This is a genomic window from Shouchella rhizosphaerae, assembly GCF_900142675.1.
Classification (GTDB): Bacteria; Bacillota; Bacilli; order Bacillales; family Bacillaceae_D; genus Shouchella; species Shouchella rhizosphaerae.
In genome coordinates, this window is sequence record NZ_FRBS01000001.1 from 603,367 (window position 1) to 620,296 (window position 16,930).

18 protein-coding genes and 1 riboswitch are annotated in these 16,930 nt (G+C 44.8%); of the genes, 14 read left to right on the forward strand and 4 right to left on the reverse strand.

Annotated elements, in window-relative coordinates; genetic code table 11:
• Positions 1-39 precede the first annotated feature (39 nt).
• The gene (locus BUC05_RS03145) at positions 40-918 is read right to left on the reverse strand and encodes a cation diffusion facilitator family transporter (protein WP_011246773.1); all 879 of its coding nucleotides are present in this window, start codon (positions 916-918) and stop codon (positions 40-42) included.
• A gap of 405 nt (positions 919-1,323) precedes the next feature.
• Here BUC05_RS03145 and BUC05_RS03150 point away from each other — a divergent pair, with 405 nt between their 5' ends.
• From BUC05_RS03150 to BUC05_RS03180, 7 genes are all read left to right on the forward strand, one after another.
• Positions 1,324-2,406 carry a branched-chain amino acid aminotransferase gene (locus BUC05_RS03150; protein ID WP_011246774.1) on the forward strand — a complete coding sequence of 361 codons (1,083 nt, stop codon included), beginning with the start codon at positions 1,324-1,326 and terminating at the stop codon, positions 2,404-2,406.
• A gap of 18 nt (positions 2,407-2,424) precedes the next feature.
• Positions 2,425-3,228, forward strand: a complete 804-nt coding sequence (locus tag BUC05_RS03155) for an HAD family hydrolase (RefSeq protein ID WP_011246775.1) — start codon at positions 2,425-2,427, stop codon at positions 3,226-3,228.
• 34 nt (positions 3,229-3,262) lie between these two features.
• Positions 3,263-3,362: riboswitch (TPP riboswitch) on the forward strand.
• 101 nt (positions 3,363-3,463) lie between these two features.
• A complete protein-coding gene (locus tag BUC05_RS03160) occupies positions 3,464-4,069 on the forward strand; it encodes an ECF transporter S component (protein WP_011246776.1) in 606 nt (201 codons plus the stop codon).
• The gene (locus BUC05_RS03165) at positions 4,062-5,531 is read left to right on the forward strand and encodes an ABC transporter ATP-binding protein (RefSeq protein ID WP_073304067.1); all 1,470 of its coding nucleotides are present in this window, start codon (positions 4,062-4,064) and stop codon (positions 5,529-5,531) included. Before BUC05_RS03160 ends, BUC05_RS03165 begins: the two co-directional genes overlap by 8 nt.
• A complete protein-coding gene (locus BUC05_RS03170) occupies positions 5,500-6,297 on the forward strand; it encodes an energy-coupling factor transporter transmembrane component T family protein (protein ID WP_011246778.1) in 798 nt (265 codons plus the stop codon). The genes BUC05_RS03165 and BUC05_RS03170 overlap by 32 nt, the downstream gene beginning before the upstream one ends.
• A 52-nt stretch (positions 6,298-6,349) precedes the next feature.
• On the forward strand, positions 6,350-6,952 hold the full coding sequence (locus BUC05_RS03175) for a DNA-3-methyladenine glycosylase (RefSeq protein ID WP_011246779.1): 603 nt from the start codon (positions 6,350-6,352) through the stop codon (positions 6,950-6,952).
• Between the two features lie 24 nt (positions 6,953-6,976).
• The gene (locus tag BUC05_RS03180; RefSeq protein ID WP_211182874.1) at positions 6,977-7,567 is read left to right on the forward strand and encodes an LOG family protein; all 591 of its coding nucleotides are present in this window, start codon (positions 6,977-6,979) and stop codon (positions 7,565-7,567) included.
• A gap of 76 nt (positions 7,568-7,643) precedes the next feature.
• Here BUC05_RS03180 and BUC05_RS03185 read toward each other — a convergent pair whose 3' ends face one another.
• From BUC05_RS03185 to BUC05_RS03195, 3 genes are all read right to left on the reverse strand, one after another.
• Positions 7,644-8,567 carry a C40 family peptidase gene (locus tag BUC05_RS03185; protein ID WP_011246781.1) on the reverse strand — a complete coding sequence of 308 codons (924 nt, stop codon included), beginning with the start codon at positions 8,565-8,567 and terminating at the stop codon, positions 7,644-7,646.
• Positions 8,568-8,920: 353 nt separating this feature from the next.
• Positions 8,921-10,126: a GNAT family N-acetyltransferase gene (locus tag BUC05_RS03190; RefSeq protein WP_035204152.1), complete on the reverse strand. Its 1,206-nt coding sequence runs from the start codon at positions 10,124-10,126 to the stop codon at positions 8,921-8,923.
• 32 nt (positions 10,127-10,158) lie between these two features.
• Positions 10,159-10,746, reverse strand: coding sequence for a TetR/AcrR family transcriptional regulator (locus BUC05_RS03195; protein ID WP_073304069.1), 588 nt, complete (start codon positions 10,744-10,746; stop codon positions 10,159-10,161).
• A gap of 133 nt (positions 10,747-10,879) precedes the next feature.
• On the opposite strand from BUC05_RS03195, the gene BUC05_RS03200 reads away from it, so the two are divergent.
• The 7 genes from BUC05_RS03200 to BUC05_RS03225 all read left to right on the forward strand — a co-directional run bounded on the left by BUC05_RS03200 (position 10,880) and on the right by BUC05_RS03225 (position 16,854).
• Positions 10,880-11,878 (forward strand): LLM class flavin-dependent oxidoreductase, encoded by a 999-nt coding sequence (locus BUC05_RS03200; protein WP_011246784.1) that lies wholly within the window; start codon positions 10,880-10,882, stop codon positions 11,876-11,878.
• Positions 11,879-12,010: 132 nt separating this feature from the next.
• The gene (locus BUC05_RS03205) at positions 12,011-12,763 is read left to right on the forward strand and encodes a type II toxin-antitoxin system SpoIISA family toxin (RefSeq protein WP_011246785.1); all 753 of its coding nucleotides are present in this window, start codon (positions 12,011-12,013) and stop codon (positions 12,761-12,763) included.
• Positions 12,764-12,843: 80 nt separating this feature from the next.
• On the forward strand, positions 12,844-12,990 hold the full coding sequence (locus tag BUC05_RS21410; protein WP_156323101.1) for a hypothetical protein: 147 nt from the start codon (positions 12,844-12,846) through the stop codon (positions 12,988-12,990).
• A 98-nt stretch (positions 12,991-13,088) separates the two neighbouring features.
• A complete protein-coding gene (locus BUC05_RS03210; RefSeq protein WP_011246786.1) occupies positions 13,089-14,093 on the forward strand; it encodes an LLM class flavin-dependent oxidoreductase in 1,005 nt (334 codons plus the stop codon).
• 119 nt (positions 14,094-14,212) lie between these two features.
• Positions 14,213-15,139 (forward strand): PLP-dependent cysteine synthase family protein, encoded by a 927-nt coding sequence (locus BUC05_RS03215; RefSeq protein ID WP_011246787.1) that lies wholly within the window; start codon positions 14,213-14,215, stop codon positions 15,137-15,139.
• Positions 15,136-16,272: a bifunctional cystathionine gamma-lyase/homocysteine desulfhydrase gene (locus BUC05_RS03220; protein WP_011246788.1), complete on the forward strand. Its 1,137-nt coding sequence runs from the start codon at positions 15,136-15,138 to the stop codon at positions 16,270-16,272. Before BUC05_RS03215 ends, BUC05_RS03220 begins: the two co-directional genes overlap by 4 nt.
• A gap of 240 nt (positions 16,273-16,512) precedes the next feature.
• Positions 16,513-16,854: an antibiotic biosynthesis monooxygenase family protein gene (locus BUC05_RS03225; RefSeq protein WP_011246789.1), complete on the forward strand. Its 342-nt coding sequence runs from the start codon at positions 16,513-16,515 to the stop codon at positions 16,852-16,854.
• Positions 16,855-16,930: the final 76 nt, after the last annotated feature.

The following is a 16,930-nucleotide window of genomic DNA, read 5'->3' on the forward strand; positions in this document are numbered from 1 at the left end:
GTCTATAGTCTTAAAGGAAGCGCAGTGCGCTTCCTTTTTCTATTTATCCTCTTTTTTCGGTTCGATGTGCACGGTCGTATGCAGGATATTATGCTTTGTGCGCAAATCCCGTTCGATTTGGTCCGCAATGTCGTGGCTATCTTTGACCGTTAAAGTAGGTTTTACCTCAATCGTTACATCGGCGTAAACGGAGCTGCCAACTTGGCGTGCTTTTACCATTTTTAATAGATGGACTTGCTCATTTTCCTCAATGGTATCTCTGTACACTTCAAGCATCTTTTCATCAAAGCCATCGGTTAATGAATGGGTGGCATCTCTAAAAATGGTCCAAGCTGTATAGCAAATAATGAGGCCAATCAGCAACGCAGTCAATGAATCAAGCCAACCTAAATGGAAATGGGAAGCGATAATGCCGATGAGCGCCCCCAAACTGACTAGTGCATCGTTTTTATTGTCTTGCGCGGCGGCAGCGAGAGCTTGGCTATTGATTTTCTCAGCGAGCTGTTTATTGTAGCGATAGACAAAAAACATGATGACCGTGCCTCCTGCCGCTGTCCATGCAGCGACCATGCTTGGCGCTTCTGTTTCATTTGCGCTAAGAAGGGTCGTCCCTGCCTCAATCAACACTTGAATGCCAATTATTACCATCAGGAACGCGGCCAACAAGGCGGAAATATGTTCTGCACGGAAATGGCCATACGGATGGTCTTTGTCAGGCGGCTTTTGGGAAATGCGCAAGCCAATTAAAACAGCAATTGAAATAATAATATCAGAAGCATTGTTGTATCCATCAGCGACGAGCGCTTGCGAAAAAAACAAGTAGCCGATTGTCAGCTTTACCGCTGCCAAAAAGATATAAGCGCCTATACTAAGCCATGCGCCGGATTCCCCTTTTTTTAGTTCTTCATATCGTTTCATCAAGGCTAACCCTTTCTCCAAAAAATATGGTGTTTCTTTGCGTTTCTTTATCCTATCAAACAGGCAGCGAGTGGGTCTACAGCAACATGTTTCGCTGCTCGCAGCACTATGGCTTATATGGAACAATGTTTCCCGAAACCAACATTTCGCCCAGCAAAAAAACGAAATCATAGATGAAGAATTACAGGTGATAGCAAAAAGCTGTTTGAATATGTGATATTATGATATAGTAAAGGGATAATAATAACTTGTTTTATTGCCTAGTATAGACAATTAAGCAGTTTTTATTGGGGAGAATAGACGATTCGATCAATTTCATAAAGGGTAAGCATTTTTTTGTTTGTCGTCTTGTTCCTAAACCATATCATCGATGTTACTAGAGAAAAAATGAAGGAGCGCTCGTTCATGACAACACAAAAACTCGAAATTATGAAATGTACGCACAAAAAACAAAAACCCGAGTCTTCTGCTTTAGAGTTTGGCAAGTATTTTACAGACCATATGTTTATCATGGATTATTCAGAAGAGAAAGGCTGGTACAGTCCCCGTATTATTCCTTATCAACCATTGACCCTTGATCCTGCCGCAATGGTATTCCATTATGGGCAAACGGTTTTTGAAGGCTTAAAAGCGTACCGTTCTGAAGATGGGAGCGTCCGCTTATTCCGCCCAGAAGAAAACTTTAAGCGTTTGAATCAATCAAGCGACCGTTTGAGCATCCCGCCGATTGATGAAGCACAAATGCTCGCTTATTTAAAGGAATTGATCCGTATCGATAAAGACTGGATTCCAACGATGCCAGGAACTTCCCTTTATATTCGCCCATTTGTTATTGCGACAGAACCTACATTAGGCGTAGCGCCTTCACGTAATTATAAATTTATGATTATCTTGTCACCAGTCGGAGCTTACTATAAAGAAGGAATCAACCCAATTGGCATTTTTGTAGAAGACCAATATACACGTGCCGCACCAGGGGGGACTGGGACCGCGAAAACGGCTGGCAACTACTGTGCTGCTTACAAAGCACAAGAGCGGGCTACAGCGAACAAACAAGCACAAGTTCTATGGTTGGACGGGATGGAAAAGAAATACGTCGAAGAAGTAGGCAGCATGAATGTGTTTTTTAAATTGAACGGAGAAGTGCATACACCTGGATTATCAGGCAGCATTTTAGAGGGCATTACACGCAAAAGCGTGATCGAGTTGCTGAAAAGTTGGGATATCCCAGTGTTCGAACGGCGGATTTCAATTGAAGAAATTGTGAGCGCAAGCAAAAGCGGTACGCTTGAAGAAGTCTTCGGAACTGGTACAGCAGCGGTCATCTCTCCAGTCGGAGAACTTTTGTGGAAAGACCACAAAATCGTTGTCAACAACAATGAAACAGGAGCGTTGTCCAAACGTTTGTACACGGAATTGACAGGCATTCAAACTGGAGAACAAAAAGACCCGTTTGGCTGGACTGTCCGTTTGGAAGACGAGGAATAACCAAACCCGGAGGCAAGTATGATACGAGCTATTTTCTTTGATTTAGATGATACGTTATTATGGGATAAAAAAAGCATAAAGGAAGCGTTTAGGCAGACATGTGCTTTGGCGGCAACGGTCCATACAGATATTGACCCAGACGCGCTAGAGGAAGCGGTGCGTACTCATGCCACGGAGCTATATCAATCCTATGAAACGTACGAGTTTACAAAACTGATTGGCATAAATCCATTTGAAGGCTTGTGGGGAGCTTTCCGTGATGACACGGAAGACTTTAACCGTCTACGGGAAATTGCCCCTGTGTACCAACAAGCTGCTTGGGAAAAAGGGCTAGCAGAAATAGGCATAGAAGATGGGGAATTAGCGAACCAATTGGCGAGCCATTTTCCATCAGAACGGCGAAAAAACCCGTATGTGTTTGAAGATACGTTTGCAGTCCTTGATGAGCTGCAACATTCTTACAGGCTTTTGCTTTTAACAAATGGCTCTCCTGATCTGCAAAATACGAAATTGGAGATCACTCCTCAACTTGTCCCTTATTTTGACCATATTTTGATTTCTGGCGCTTACGGGAAAGGCAAACCGGATGTAGCAATGTTTAAGCATGCGTTGGAATTGTCAGGGACAGCGAAAGAGGAAGTGCTCATGGTTGGCGATAATTTGCATACAGATATTCTTGGCGGAAACCAAGCTGGAATCGAAACGATTTGGCTAAATCGTGATGGAATTGAAAACACAACCGACATTCGTCCAACCTATGAAATTCGTCGTTTAACCGAAATTAAAAATGTAATTGCCGAAAAAAAAGATTGCAGCTTGTAAAAACATATGGTTAACTTTAAATAACATGATAAATTACAACCACTAGGGGTGCGTTTATGCTGAGAAAGGCGTTTAGCCTTAACCCTTTACCTGATCTAGGTAATGCTAGCGAAGGGAAGTGCGGTGTACAATAGGCGCTGCTTTGGTTTGCCCATGGCAGGGTCGTGTGCGTCGCTCCATCCGTTTCGGGGGAGCGTTTTTTTGTGCCCTTTCCAGTGGAAAAAGGAGACAGAAAATGAACAAGAATCGCTTACGTTTGACAGACATGATTGTGACGATTTTGATTTCGGTTGTGTTTGCGGTCGTATACCGCCTATGGACGCCGGTCACGGACTTAGTCAGCCTCCCAGGGTTGCAAGCAGACCAGCTGCTGTATGGCATGTGGTTTATTGCCGGAACAATTGCAGCATTGCTGATTAAAAAGCCAGGGGTTGCGTTGCTTGCCGAAACCGCGGCCGCTTCAGGGGAATTTTTTGCTGGGTCCCCATACGGACCGTTGTTGCTGTTGTACGGCGCTTTGCAAGGGCTTGGAATTGAGTTGGCTTTTGCCCTATTCAAATACCGCGTATATACAGTATGGACAGCTAGCCTTGGTGCTGTTTTCGCTTCGTTTGCCTCCCTTGGGCTCGATTATTTTAATGCCTATTTGAGTGATTTAACGACTTGGAATATCACATTGCGCGTTGTTTTTCGCACGCTTGGCTCCATTATCATTGCTGGCTTTTTAGCCTCTGCGCTTGTACGGGCACTGGAAAAGACAGGCGTCAGTACGCTTTTGCGCCCCGTTTCCCAAGCCGATTACGACTTGTTTGCTTCGAAAAGGAGTAAAAAGGATGAGTAGAGAACAGGCTGTGTCCATCAAGCAGCTGTCGCTGTCTTATCCGAATAGCGGCACGTTATTATTTGAAGACTTGTCCATTGATATTTACTCAGGGGAGAAAGTGCTTCTGCTTGGTCCAAGTGGCTCAGGAAAATCGACGTTAGCGCATATGATGGCGGGCCTCATCCCCAGTGCGATTGAGCTCCCTTATCATGCTGAAGTGCTTGTTCCCGCCAAGCAGCCTGCGATTGTATTCCAAGATCCAGATACGCAATTTTGCATGCCTTATGTCGATGAAGAAATTGCGTTCGTCTTAGAAAACCGCCGCATGCCCCGTGACCAAATGGATGTGGCGATCGAGCGCCTTTTAGCACAAGTAGGCCTTGATTTACCTGAGCGCCATTGGCCGATTGCTGCAATGTCACAAGGGATGAAACAACGCCTTGCTATTGCTTGCGCACTAGCGGCTGAAAGCGATGTTCTTTTTCTTGACGAACCGACAGCGTTGCTTGATCCGGAGGGGACCACGCAAATATGGCAGACTGTCCGTCAAGCGTGCAGCGGCAAAACAATTATTATTATTGAACATAAAATTTCTGAAATCATTGATTTTGTGGATCGGATTGTGTTGTTTAATGAAGAGGGCCAATTGCTTGACGACGGCGCTCCACAGGAATTGTTTCAGCGCTATCGCCGCCAACTTGATGAATATGGAATCTGGCATCCATATTCATGGAAAAACTATTTGTCCCAATACGCTCCAGGCAAAATAAAGCAGAAGAGGCACACGCCGCTTCTGTTGCTTAACCATTGGGCTGCTTATCGTGGCAAACAACGAGTAGGAAAAGTGGATGAAGCGGTTGTCCATGCTGGCGACTGGGTTTGCATTACGGGCAAAAACGGCGCTGGGAAATCGACCTTTCTGTATGCTTTGATGAATTTGCTCAAATGGAAAGGCACCTATCAGCTAAATGGGGAAGCTGTCAAACCAAAGCAGTCCCTGTCTGAGCAAATTGGTTTTGTTTTTCAAAACCCAGAATTTCAGTTTGTCGCTGATTCTGTTTGGCAAGAGTTATTGGCGGGCTGTAGTAGGGAATCAGCCAATGCCCAAGCACAATCGTTGCTTGAGATGTTCCAATTAGAAGGCAAACAAGACAACCATCCCTATATGCTTTCCATTGGCCAAAAGCGCCGCCTTAGTGTCGCAACAGCCTTTATGGAGCCGCGGCCGCTTTTGCTGTTCGATGAACCGACATTTGGCCAAGATGCAAAAAATACATTCTTGTTGCTTGAAGCGCTAGAAGAGCGCCGCAGGCAAGGGACTGCGATCTTAATGGTGACACATGATGAAATGATTGTTGACCATTTTGCCACGCATGAATGGACGATTAAAAACGGAACCCTTGATACAATAATGGCGCGCACGCGAAATGGAACAGGGGGTGACGTAGGTGGAATACAAATGGAAAGAGACATGGCTTAGCCGTGTGAATCCGAGTTTAAAATTAGTGACAACAATTATTGGTTTTATTGCGATTATTTTCGTGCATAATCCTAACGCATTGCTTGTCTTGTTTCTGGCATCGCTATTTTTGCTTTTCTGCTTTTCTGGCCATCCTCGCAAGTTTGTGTTGTTATACTGTCTGCCATTTTTGTTGTTGTTCATTTCCTCTTCCAGCGCGATGGTTTTATTCGGAAAAGGGGAGACGACGTGGTTTCATTATGGGCTGATCCATATAACGGAGGAAAGCTTTTACCGGGGCATCCATTTAGGTTTACGTGCGTCTACATTCGCCGTGCTTGGTCTATTGTTTGCTTTAACAACAAAACCTGTGCTGCTGTTTTATTCGCTCATGCAGCAACTAAAACTTCCGGCAAACATAGCCTATTCGTTTATGGCTTCGATTCGAATGCTGCCTATTATGGTAAGCGAGTTTCAAACGCTTCACTATGCGTACCGCATAAGAGGCCTTGATCTTGGAAAAGGCGCAACAGGCTTTTTAAAGAAAATGCGTTTTTTTAGTGTTCCATTATTGGCGCAGGCCATACGGCGTGCGCAACGGATCGCGATTGCTATGGAGGCTAAACAGTTTAACGCGGCAGCGAAACGAACGTATTTTTATAAAATCGGCTACTCAAAATGGGATGTCCTTTTCCTTACTACATGCCTTGCGTTCGTAAGCGCAAGTGCCTTGCTTGGTGGGCTAGAATGGTTTTTGCCTGTAGGAGATGTACGTCACTATGAATAACGGCCAATCTGTGCTTAAATAAAGGAGGATGACTGGAGAAAGGACTGTCACAATGGAACAACAAAAAGCGCTCGATCTGTCTTTTTTTGAGCAATCAACAATCGAAGTGGCAAAAGGGCTCATTGGCATGCATTTGGTACATGAGTTAGACGGCGTAACGTTGATTGGCCGAATAACAGAAACCGAGGCATATCTAGGAGTGCTTGACCGAGCGTGCCACAGCTATGGCAGGCGTCGGACAAAACGGACAGCTATTTTGTATGAAGAGGCTGGAAGATGTTACACATATACGATGCATACCCATTGTTTGTTAAACGTTGTATGTGAACAAAAAGGACAACCTGAGGCTGTGCTCATTCGTGCCATTGAACCTATTAGCGGCGTTAAAGAAATGGAGCGGCTACGAGGCAAACCACATACAAGCCGTGAATTTGCAAATGGACCAGGTAAATTAACAAAAGCAATGGGGATTACAATGGCAGACTATGGCCGGCTTTTAACCGAACCTCCGCTTTATTTTGCGAAAGGGGACCACACAAACGCATCCATTGTGGCGACAAAACGTATCGGCATTAAAGGCGCTGGTCCATGCAGCCACCACCCATGGCGGTTTATTGATGGGAACAGTCGTGCTGTATCGGCTTATCGGCCTTGATCGAATGTGAGGACAGAGAAAGGAATGGGAGAATTGGAAATACAATCGTTAGCGGTGTTTTGTGGGTCTAGTGCTGGCAAAGATCCAGTTTATATCGAACAGGCGACAGCCTTTGGCAAACTCCTCGCCGAAAATGAAATAACCCTTGTTTATGGGGGAGCCCAAGTAGGTTGTATGGGGGCCGTTGCCAATGCTTGCTTGCAAGCAGGGGGACGTGTCATAGGTGTAATTCCCAAAAAACTACAAAATGTAGAGATTGCACATGACAAATTGTCTGAGCTATATGTTGTCGATACGATGCACGAGCGGAAAGCGCTTATGGCTGAGCATGCAGATGCCTTTGTTGCCTTGCCAGGAGGAGCGGGAACGCTTGAAGAATGGTTTGAAGTGTTTACTTGGATCCAGCTAGATTACCATCAAAAGCCATGCAGTTTGTTAAACGTAGCCGATTTCTTTAATCCGCTTTTGGCCATGCTTGATCATACGATTGAACAAGGGTTTATGGCTGAAGCGTATCGAGATTTGTTTATCGTCGAGAAAGAACCGCAAGCGTTATTGGAACGGTTAAAAGGGTATCGTCACAAGCATGTATCAAAATGGACAGAGAATGGATGAAAGAGAGGGGCGGATGCTCCTCTTTTTTTGAGGCGCCATCAAAGAGAAAACAAGCCCTCAATATGAGGGCTTGTTTTTAACGGAGGCTTCCAGCGCCAACGTAGTGGCTGCTCCAGTAAGAGCTGCTCAAGCTTGCAGTTTGCACACCGCTAGAACCAGCGTGAACAAATTGACCGTTTCCTACATAAATGCCAGCGTGCGTTATGTACGAACCAGAATTGTATGTGCCTGTGAAGAAGACAACATCTCCAGGGCTAGGGTCAGACGTTTTAGCAGATGCATCGTAGATGGCTTGTGCTGTTCTTGGAATAGAAATTCCTTGAGAATTATAGACATAGTTGATGAAGCCACTGCAATCAAATCCACTTGGAGTCGTTCCGCCCCATACGTAAGGAGCACCAATTTGGCTTTGCGCAACTCCTACTAAACCGCCACTGTTGCTAGGAGCACTTGTAACAGATGTACCAGCAACGGAAGTGCTTACTTCTTCATTTACTTCATTAGAAGAAGAGTCAGATTCAGATGTTGAAGCAGTTGAAACAGAAGCAGTTGACTCGCTTGAAGCTGTTTCATTTGAAGTAGTGCTTTCTTCAGAAGCAGAGGCAACTTGTCCACCGTTATCAAGAGCTTTCTTAGTAGCTGGACCTACAATGCCGTCAGCTGCAAGGCCGTTATTTGCTTGGAATTCGCGAACTTCTTTTTCTGTTTGCGGTCCGAAAATCCCGTCAGCAGGGATGCCTAATTTTGCTTGGACTTCACGAACAGTTTCGTTGCGGTCGCCGAAACGGACAGTCGTAGAAGTTGATTGTTCTTGAGAAGCTGTATTTGATTCAGACGTTGTTTCTGATTGTGCTTGGTTTTGGTTCTTTTCTGCTGCGTTTACTTTGTTCATGTCAACGCTAGCGTCTGCAGATTGGCTTGTGGCAACAGAAGCTGCGCCAGCTAGTCCAACTACAACAGAAGTACGTACGATTAATTGTTTCATATTTGCCTTAAACATATTATTATTCCCCCATAAGTAAATTAATAAACTTGATTTGATTTCATATAATCTTTTTCCCAAGTCCTAATTTAACGTATGAACATCACAGTTTCTTTTAAATAAAATTACAATACGGTTACAAATGGTTTTCTTTACCTACAATTCTCGTAATATTCCAGCATGAATAGACACGGATTTTCTGGAAAAATATCATATTAGTAGGGAAATTCTTGTTTTAATATGGTAGAAATGCTCTATATTTGGCGGGGGATAAGGAGAGAGATTGCTATATCGCTTGCTGTTTTTTAAAATCTACTTTTTTAACATGTTGGCCGTACAAAAGAGGCAACGTGTAATAAAACGCTGCCCTTTCAAAAGTAATCTGAAAACCAAGGTTTGTTATCCGGAATGATCGCTTCTAAATAGGCGATCGTTTCTTCGTTCGCTTCGAGACGGCCTATTTCTTTTAAAGTGGATGCTCTTTTATAGTTTAACAAAAGCGTAACGAGTGTTTGGATGTCGGTTTTAACGTCTGCCTTTACACCGTTTTCGATGGTTACTCTCTTTTGGTCGGCAAATGATAGGACGAACGTTCCGTTGTTCCACTCTAGCAGCGGATCAGAAATGGCAAAAGCAAGTTTGCCGCTCGCGTGCGAGGTAAATGGAAATGAGGCAAGGAAACGATCTACTTCGACTATGCGCGCCATGTAATAAGGAGAGATTTTCTCTTCAATTTCACTGTCTTCCAAAAAGAAGGATAACGGCTCGTTTGTAAAGATCTTTCCTTTTACGTAATAAACCATGGAAAAATGGGCACCAATGAAATTCCAAATTCCGCGACGGGCTTCTTCGTTGTTATAAATCATTTCTTTGACATAAAACGTTTCGTTTTCAACTTTGTAATACATATAGCCTGTCGGGTTGTCGTGTTCATCATAGTAAACACAACCTGTCAGTTCGTCGCGTTCCCATTTAAAATGCTCCTCCCAAGCAAGGCGATTGCGAATCATCGCGCCGTTTGCTTTATGCGAGAATTGGGCATACACCGTGCGGATGTCTTTGTCTGCAAATTCGACCCGTTCAATTCGGCCTGGAACATCATAAGGTTTAGGGATTTGCGTGTCTCTTACCGTGTAAGTAATGACATCAGAAATGATCTCCCAGCCTTTTTTGCGGTAATAGGGAATCGAGTAAGGGAAAAGGTAAGAAATCGTTTGGCCGCGGTTTTTCATGTTTGTTAAGCTTTTCTTCATTAAGTCATTCATTAAGCCAAGGCCTGCATATTCAGGATAAGTGCCCACTCCTGTAACGCCACCCATTTGAAAAGGTTGGCCATGGATGTTAACCGAAAATGGGTAGACGACCATTTGCGAAACGAGTTGATCGCCTGAGAACCAGCCTATCACATCACAGTGTTCAATAATTGGCTTTTTCCATGCTTGCATTTGTTGTTGGCCTATTTCGGAAACATCTTGGTTGGTCACTTGGAAGACATAGTTCAACAGATCAATAGATTGCTGCATGTCCGCACTCCTAACAGGGCGGATTTCCAGTAAATCTCTGCGATTACTAGCCATGATTGTCAAATCCTTTTCTACATGTAATTTTTCTAAAAAGATGCTGGTTTATCAGCGCAGAGTGTGCGCGTTAAGAAAACATACGTGTCTGCAATTGTTTTGCATGCTTCTTGTTCACTCCCGCTATCATACAAATACGTTTGTTCTGCGGCTAATTCAATTAAGCCAATAGCTAATTTGGCAAAACGGGTGGCAGGAAGGGGAAGGCGGATTGTCGCTTGTTTGTCGGCTTGCTCAAGAAAAGCGGTCATCCATTCGTAATAAGGTTCATAAATCAGCTCCCATTGCTGCAAATAATCGCTTGCTGCTAGGCCTGTGTAAATGATCGCGAAAATCCCCCGGTATTCCTTTGTCAACGAAAATGTGCTTTCAATTAACTGATGCAGCTTGCTATGAAAATCCTCTTTCTTGGTGACATCTTGTTCAATCCGTTCCAATGTCTTGCCAACCATTATTCGGGCAAGTTCTGGCATAAGTGCAAGTTTGGACGGAAAGTATAGGTAAAACGTTCCTTGGGCAACGCCCGCCCGTTTCACAATATCGGATACTTTCGTTTTTTCGACGCCATTCGTTTGGAACTCTTCGAGTGCGGCAGCAATGATTTTTTGTTTTTTATCCATAGCCAACTCCTCTGACTGATTATCAGTCATTTTATCGCAACTGAAGCGGCAAAGTCAATTCGTCTACATTGAAACGTCTCGTTACCTTCGCTACAATAAAGACGAAGCGCACATATAGAAAAGAGGGCTTATAATGAAAACAAGTGTGACATTATCGGTTTTAAACTTGGCTCCTGTCCGCGAAGGATTGGGCGTGAGCGACGCGCTAAGGCAATCAATCAAATTAGCCCAGAAAATAGAAGAATTCGGCTACCACCGGTTTTGGGTGGCAGAGCACCATAATATGCCAGGGATTGCAAGCTCTGCTACGGCTGTACTTATTGGGCAAATTGCAGGAGCCACGAAAGCGATTCGTGTCGGTTCTGGCGGGATCATGCTTCCGAACCATGCCCCACTCACGATTGCAGAACAATTTGGAACGTTAAACGCCCTTTACCCAGGGCGCATTGACTTAGGCCTTGGACGTGCGCCAGGGACCGACCAGCTAACGGCCCATGCGCTTAGACGCCACGGCCAAGATGCAAATGACTTTCCTGAGCTTGTAGAAGAGCTGCAAGCGTATTTCCAACCAGAAAGCACGACAAAACGCGTCCGCGCTTATCCAGGAGAAGGAGAAAATATTCCCATTTGGTTGCTTGGTTCCAGTGGGTTTAGTGCTAGGCTTGCAGGTGAAATGGGGTTGCCGTTTGCTTTTGCTGGCCACTTCGCACCTCAACATATGATGCCAGCATTAATGGTTTATAAAGAATCCTTTAAACCTTCTGCTGTATTGGCTGAACCATACAGCATGGTGGCGGTTAACGCGATTGTTGCGGAAACAGCCAAAGAGGCAGAAGTGCTTGCTTCGAGTCTGTACCAGCAGTTTTTGGCGATGATCCGCAACCGGCCAGGCAAGCTGAAACCTGCTGTAGAAAATATCGATGACATATGGACACCTTACGAAAAACAAATGGTGATGGAACAATTAGGTGGCTCTTTTATTGGCACAGCTGCTGATGTCCACGACCGGTTGCTGCGATTTGCCGAAAAAACAGAAACAAACGAGTTCATGTTGCATAGCACTATTTACGATGAGCAGAAACAATATGAATCGTTTCGTCTCCTTGCTGAGCAATTTGGGCTCCTTTCCTAATAGTGTTATTGAAAAAGCTTGATCAAAATGGTCAAGCTTTTTTTGTATGCAAATCCATGTTGGGAAATATTTCTATTTGTCCAGTTGCTGTCATAGACTTTATAACAGCATGCAAAAATAGGGGGTGAGCACATGCTTCTGCTGTACCAATTGCTTGTGTGGTTGACCGTATTAGGGCTGGGGCTATATGTATTTGCGTCTTGGCGGTGGGAAGAGGAGACGAAAAAACGGCTCCCGATCATACGAAGATTATGGTATGCATGGTTTGTCACTGGAGCAGCATTTACATGGACGTTTTACCCGGAAAGTATTTTTACTGAATGGAATCACTATCTGATTGTTGCTTTGCTTTTCGTTGTTGTCGATGCCTTTGTGTTTTTGAGCGCGTACGTGCAACGAATTGGTTCCAATGTGTTTACAATCGATACCGGCCAACTGATTGAAGCAAACGACCAAGTGCTCAAAGCGCAGCAAGACAGGCTAAAAGCTTTTTTTCGTTTACTAAAAAGTGACTCGATTAACGTCTATTACGGAGGGCAGCGTGCATATATTACCGGTGTGAGAGAAATTCTAGCAAGGTTGGCCGACAAGACGGAAATCCAAGCAAGTGTCTTTCCTTTCATGACACAAGGCGATAAAGACCATTTGCTTGTGCATTTCAAAGACCGCACGACGGTAAGAGCGACATTGGAAAGACAGGATGTTTACTACGGAGAAAAAGATAAACTTGTTTTCATTCCTGTGATTTTACAAGGGGAGAGCCATGTCATTAAACTGTCTTCTGAAGAGCGGCTTACCGAATTCGATGCACTCTTGTTTGCCTCACTTGTGGCCATTTATGATCTTCTGTCTCAAGGCGGGGATGAAGAGCAGTATGAAGAATGAAAAATAGGCATAGCCATTCTCACCGATGAAAGCATGCAGGAATAGTCTATCTTATAATGAGTTGAGTGGGTGAAGGGTTGATGAAGAAGACGACAAAGAAATCAACTAACAGCGTGCTTCCTGGATTTGCTACCTCTCCGTACACGGCTGATTTGCAAAAAAAGAACAAAGAAGCGATTCAGCTATTTAAGAAATGGAAATCGGACAAAAAACGGAAAGCGCGCTAGGCAGAATGGGATCATCCATTCTGCTTTTTTGTGTTTAAGTTGCCAATCCCTATAAAATTCGATACGGTAAAGGAAGACTAAATGAAAGAAGGATTCTTGTGATAAAACTTAGTGTCCTAGACCAAGTTCCTCGCTCCAGTGAGACAACAAATGAAATTGCCTTAAAGGAAACAGCCGACTTGGCTCAAGCAGCTGAAAGCATGGGCTATTTCCGTTACTGGGTGGCCGAACACCACGATTTGCATGGCTTGCTTTCGCCAAGCCCAGAAATTTTACTAGCCTACATCGGTGCTAAAACCAACTCAATCCGCTTAGGAGCTGGAGCAATCTTGCTTCCTCATTATGCCCCTTTTAAAGTGGCAGAGTCTTTTCACATGCTTGCCAACCTTTTTCCAGGGCGGATCGACCTTGGCTTGGGCCGTTCGCCAGGGGGTTCGGCAGAGGCTGCGGAAGCCCTTTCTGGCAACTTTATCGAACGCATTCATACGATGGACGAGCGTATGACGGAGCTAATGCACTTTCTGAAACGTGACTTTCCAGAAGGGCATAAATACGCTTCCTTACAAGCTGTGCCTCTTCCTTATGAACAGCCGGCGGTGTATATGCTTGGAACGTCTAAGAAGAGCGCTGCCTTAGCGGCTAAACATAACCTCCAGTATGTTTATGGCCATTTTATGGATGATCAAAACGGCCAAGATGTCATTGCCCACTATCGAAAGCGTGCGAATCAGGCTACGAAGCCAATTGTTTGTGTGTTTGTTTTATGCGCCGAATCGAACGAAAAAGCGAGGCAGCTTTACCGCTCTGTGCGGCTGTGGCAAACAGCCAATCAACAAGGGAGGATGATGGCCGCGATCCCGACTGAAGCGGAAACGGCTTATTTTCTCACCCAATTGAACGAAGAAGACCGTGCTGCTGTAATGAATGTGCCATCAACCGCCATTGTGGGCGACAAACAGCATGTGAAAGAACGCATGGATGCCATTGCTAATTCGCTTCATGTCGATGAGTTGATGGTGTTGACGCATGCGCCTGAGCTTAGCGATCGCCTTCATTCATACCGGCTATTGGCTGAAATTTACCCACAACTTGTTTCCTTATAGGTCCCCTATAAGCGCTGCCCATGTGTCCTGGCGGCGCTTTTTCTCTTCTTCAAAAGTAGGCACCAATCCAAATTCGCGACATACGTTGAAATAAACGGCATTGCAAATGAGGTGGTTAGATGGAAGTGTACCGCCATATCCATGAACTCATAGGTTCAACCCCCATGCTTGAACTGACGGCCTTTCCGCTCCCGCGCCGTGTGCGTTTATTTGCAAAGTTGGAGTATACCAATCCTGGAGGAAGCATTAAAGACCGTTTAGGCATCAAACTCCTCAAGGAAGCAATTGCCACCGGTAAAATCACACCGAAGGGCACATTGATTGAGCCAACGGCTGGAAATACAGGGATTGCTCTTGCGCTCGCAGCGATTGGCACGGATGTAAAGGTCATTTGTGTCGTGCCAAAGGCATTTAGCATCGAAAAGCAGCAGCTGATGCGCGCCCTTGGAGCTGTCATTGTCCATACACCGAGTGAACATGGGATGAAGGGAGCAATTGCAAAAGCAAAAGCGTTAGAACAAGAGCTTGATGATGCTTATTGCCCGCAGCAGTTCAGCAATAAAGCGAATCCACTCGCTTATTATGAGACGCTTGGCCCAGAAATCGTTCACGAGCTTGATGGCAAAGTTGATGTTTTTGTTGCAGGCGCTGGAACAGGAGGGACATTTTCAGGAACAGCCGCTTATTTAAAAGAAGTGATCCCTGGCATTCGCACTGTTGTGGTGGAACCAGAGGGTTCGATTTTAAATGGTGGGGAGCCAGGACCGCACCGGACTGAGGGAATTGGGATGGAATTCATCCCAGACTTTGTAAACAGGTCTTTATTTGAAGCCATTTATACGATTTCAGACAACCAAGCGTTTAAGCGGACACGCGAACTCGCTGAACATCAAGGTGTGCTTGTCGGCAGTTCTTCAGGTGCTGCTCTTGAAGCTGCCTTGCGAGAGGCTGAAATGGCCGACGAAGGTGCCCATATCGTCACTGTCTTTCCTGACGGGGCGGAACGGTATTTGAGCAAAGGCATTTATGAGGAGGAACCTTTGTGAGGAAAAAGACACAGCTTATCCATGGTGGCATTGGAATGGATGCTGAAACAGGCGCAGTCACGCCACCGATCCATCCAGCCAGCACATTTAAACAAAAAGGAATTGGCAACTTTCAATATGAGTATGGGCGAACGGGCAACCCGACGCGCCATGCGCTTGAGTCTTTGCTTGCTGATATAGAAAGCGGGGCCCATGGGTTTGCCTTTGCCTCAGGATTGGCTGCGATCACCGCAGTGATGAAGCTTTTTTCATCTGGTGATCATATCATTGTAACCGACGATGTGTATGGCGGGACATACCGGCTATTTACAAAGATTTTGCAAAGGGAAGGGATTGCAGCTACTTTTGTCGATACGGAGGATCAAGCGGCTGTCGCAAGGGCAAGAACAAGCAAAACGAAAGCGATTTTTATTGAAACGCCAACAAATCCATTGCTGAAAGTAACGGATATACGGAAACTGGCCAGCTATGCGCAAGCGGAAGAATTGCTTCTTATTGTTGATAATACGTTTGCCACCCCTTATTGGCAAAACCCTCTTGTATTAGGAGCGGATATCGTCGTCCATAGCGCTACAAAATATTTAGGCGGCCATAGTGACGTTGTTGCTGGCGCGGTAGTCGTTAAAGACGAAAAACTAGCTGAAACGCTCGCTTTTATTCAAAATGCGACAGGCGCTGTTCTTGGCCCAACTGACAGTTGGCTATTGATGCGGGGCATCAAAACGCTCGGTGTAAGAATGGAAGAAATTGAAACGAATGCGCGTATGCTCGTGAAATTTTTGCTTGGCCATCCAAATGTCAGCCGGATTTACTATCCAGGTTTAGTTGAACATCCTGGCCATGCAACGCATGCTTTGCAAGCGAGAGGGTTTGGCGGCATTATTTCTTTTGAGGCTGCGAGTGAAGAAATTGCTGACAATGTGTTAAACAAAACGACCTATTTTACTTTAGCAGAGAGTCTCGGAGCAGTTGAAAGCCTGATTTCATTGCCAGCTAAAATGACTCATGCCTCGATCCCAGAAGACAGGCGCAGTGCCCTTGGCATTACAAATACACTCGTTCGTTTGTCTGTTGGTTTAGAAGACTTTGAGGATCTGGCCGAAGATTTGGAAATAGGGCTTACAGTGTTTTAAACACGTGCGATACGCGCGTGTTTTTTTATGTAACTAGGACGTTTGTCACGTTTTGAGGAAGCAAAAATGAGAGGATAAAACGACAATGTATGTTTTTCAGGTTAATCGTGGAAAACAAAAGGCTAGTGTTCGTCATCGGAGTCGCTCTTCTATGAGCAAATGGAAGCAATTTCAAAAAAGCAGTTGAAAATGAGAATCGTTATCAATATAATGAGAATAGAGAAGACGAGGAGGGATTGAATGTTTTTTTTGCAAACGAAAACGCTCATTGTCGAAGAAGGACATGGAGACAAGATGGTCGAAAAATTCGCTGCTGACGGAATCATTGAAGAGCAGCCAGGGTTTATTGATTTACAAGTAATGAAACAAAAACCACGAAAAGGCCAAGAAGAGATTTTAGTGCTGATTCGCTGGGATTCAGAAGAGTCGTGGAAGGCTTGGGAAAAAAGTGATGCCCATCTGGCTGGCCATCGTGCCAATCGTGGCAAGCCTAAACCTTCATTTATCATTGATTCCAACCAAAAAGTATACAACCACTTAGCTGGCAAATCGTTTCGCAAACCTGTTAAACACGAAAGCTAATGGACTATTGGAACGTTAAAAAGAAAGGCGATGAACCGGTGTTGTACAAGTATAACGGGGCAACCCGTTTTTTTAA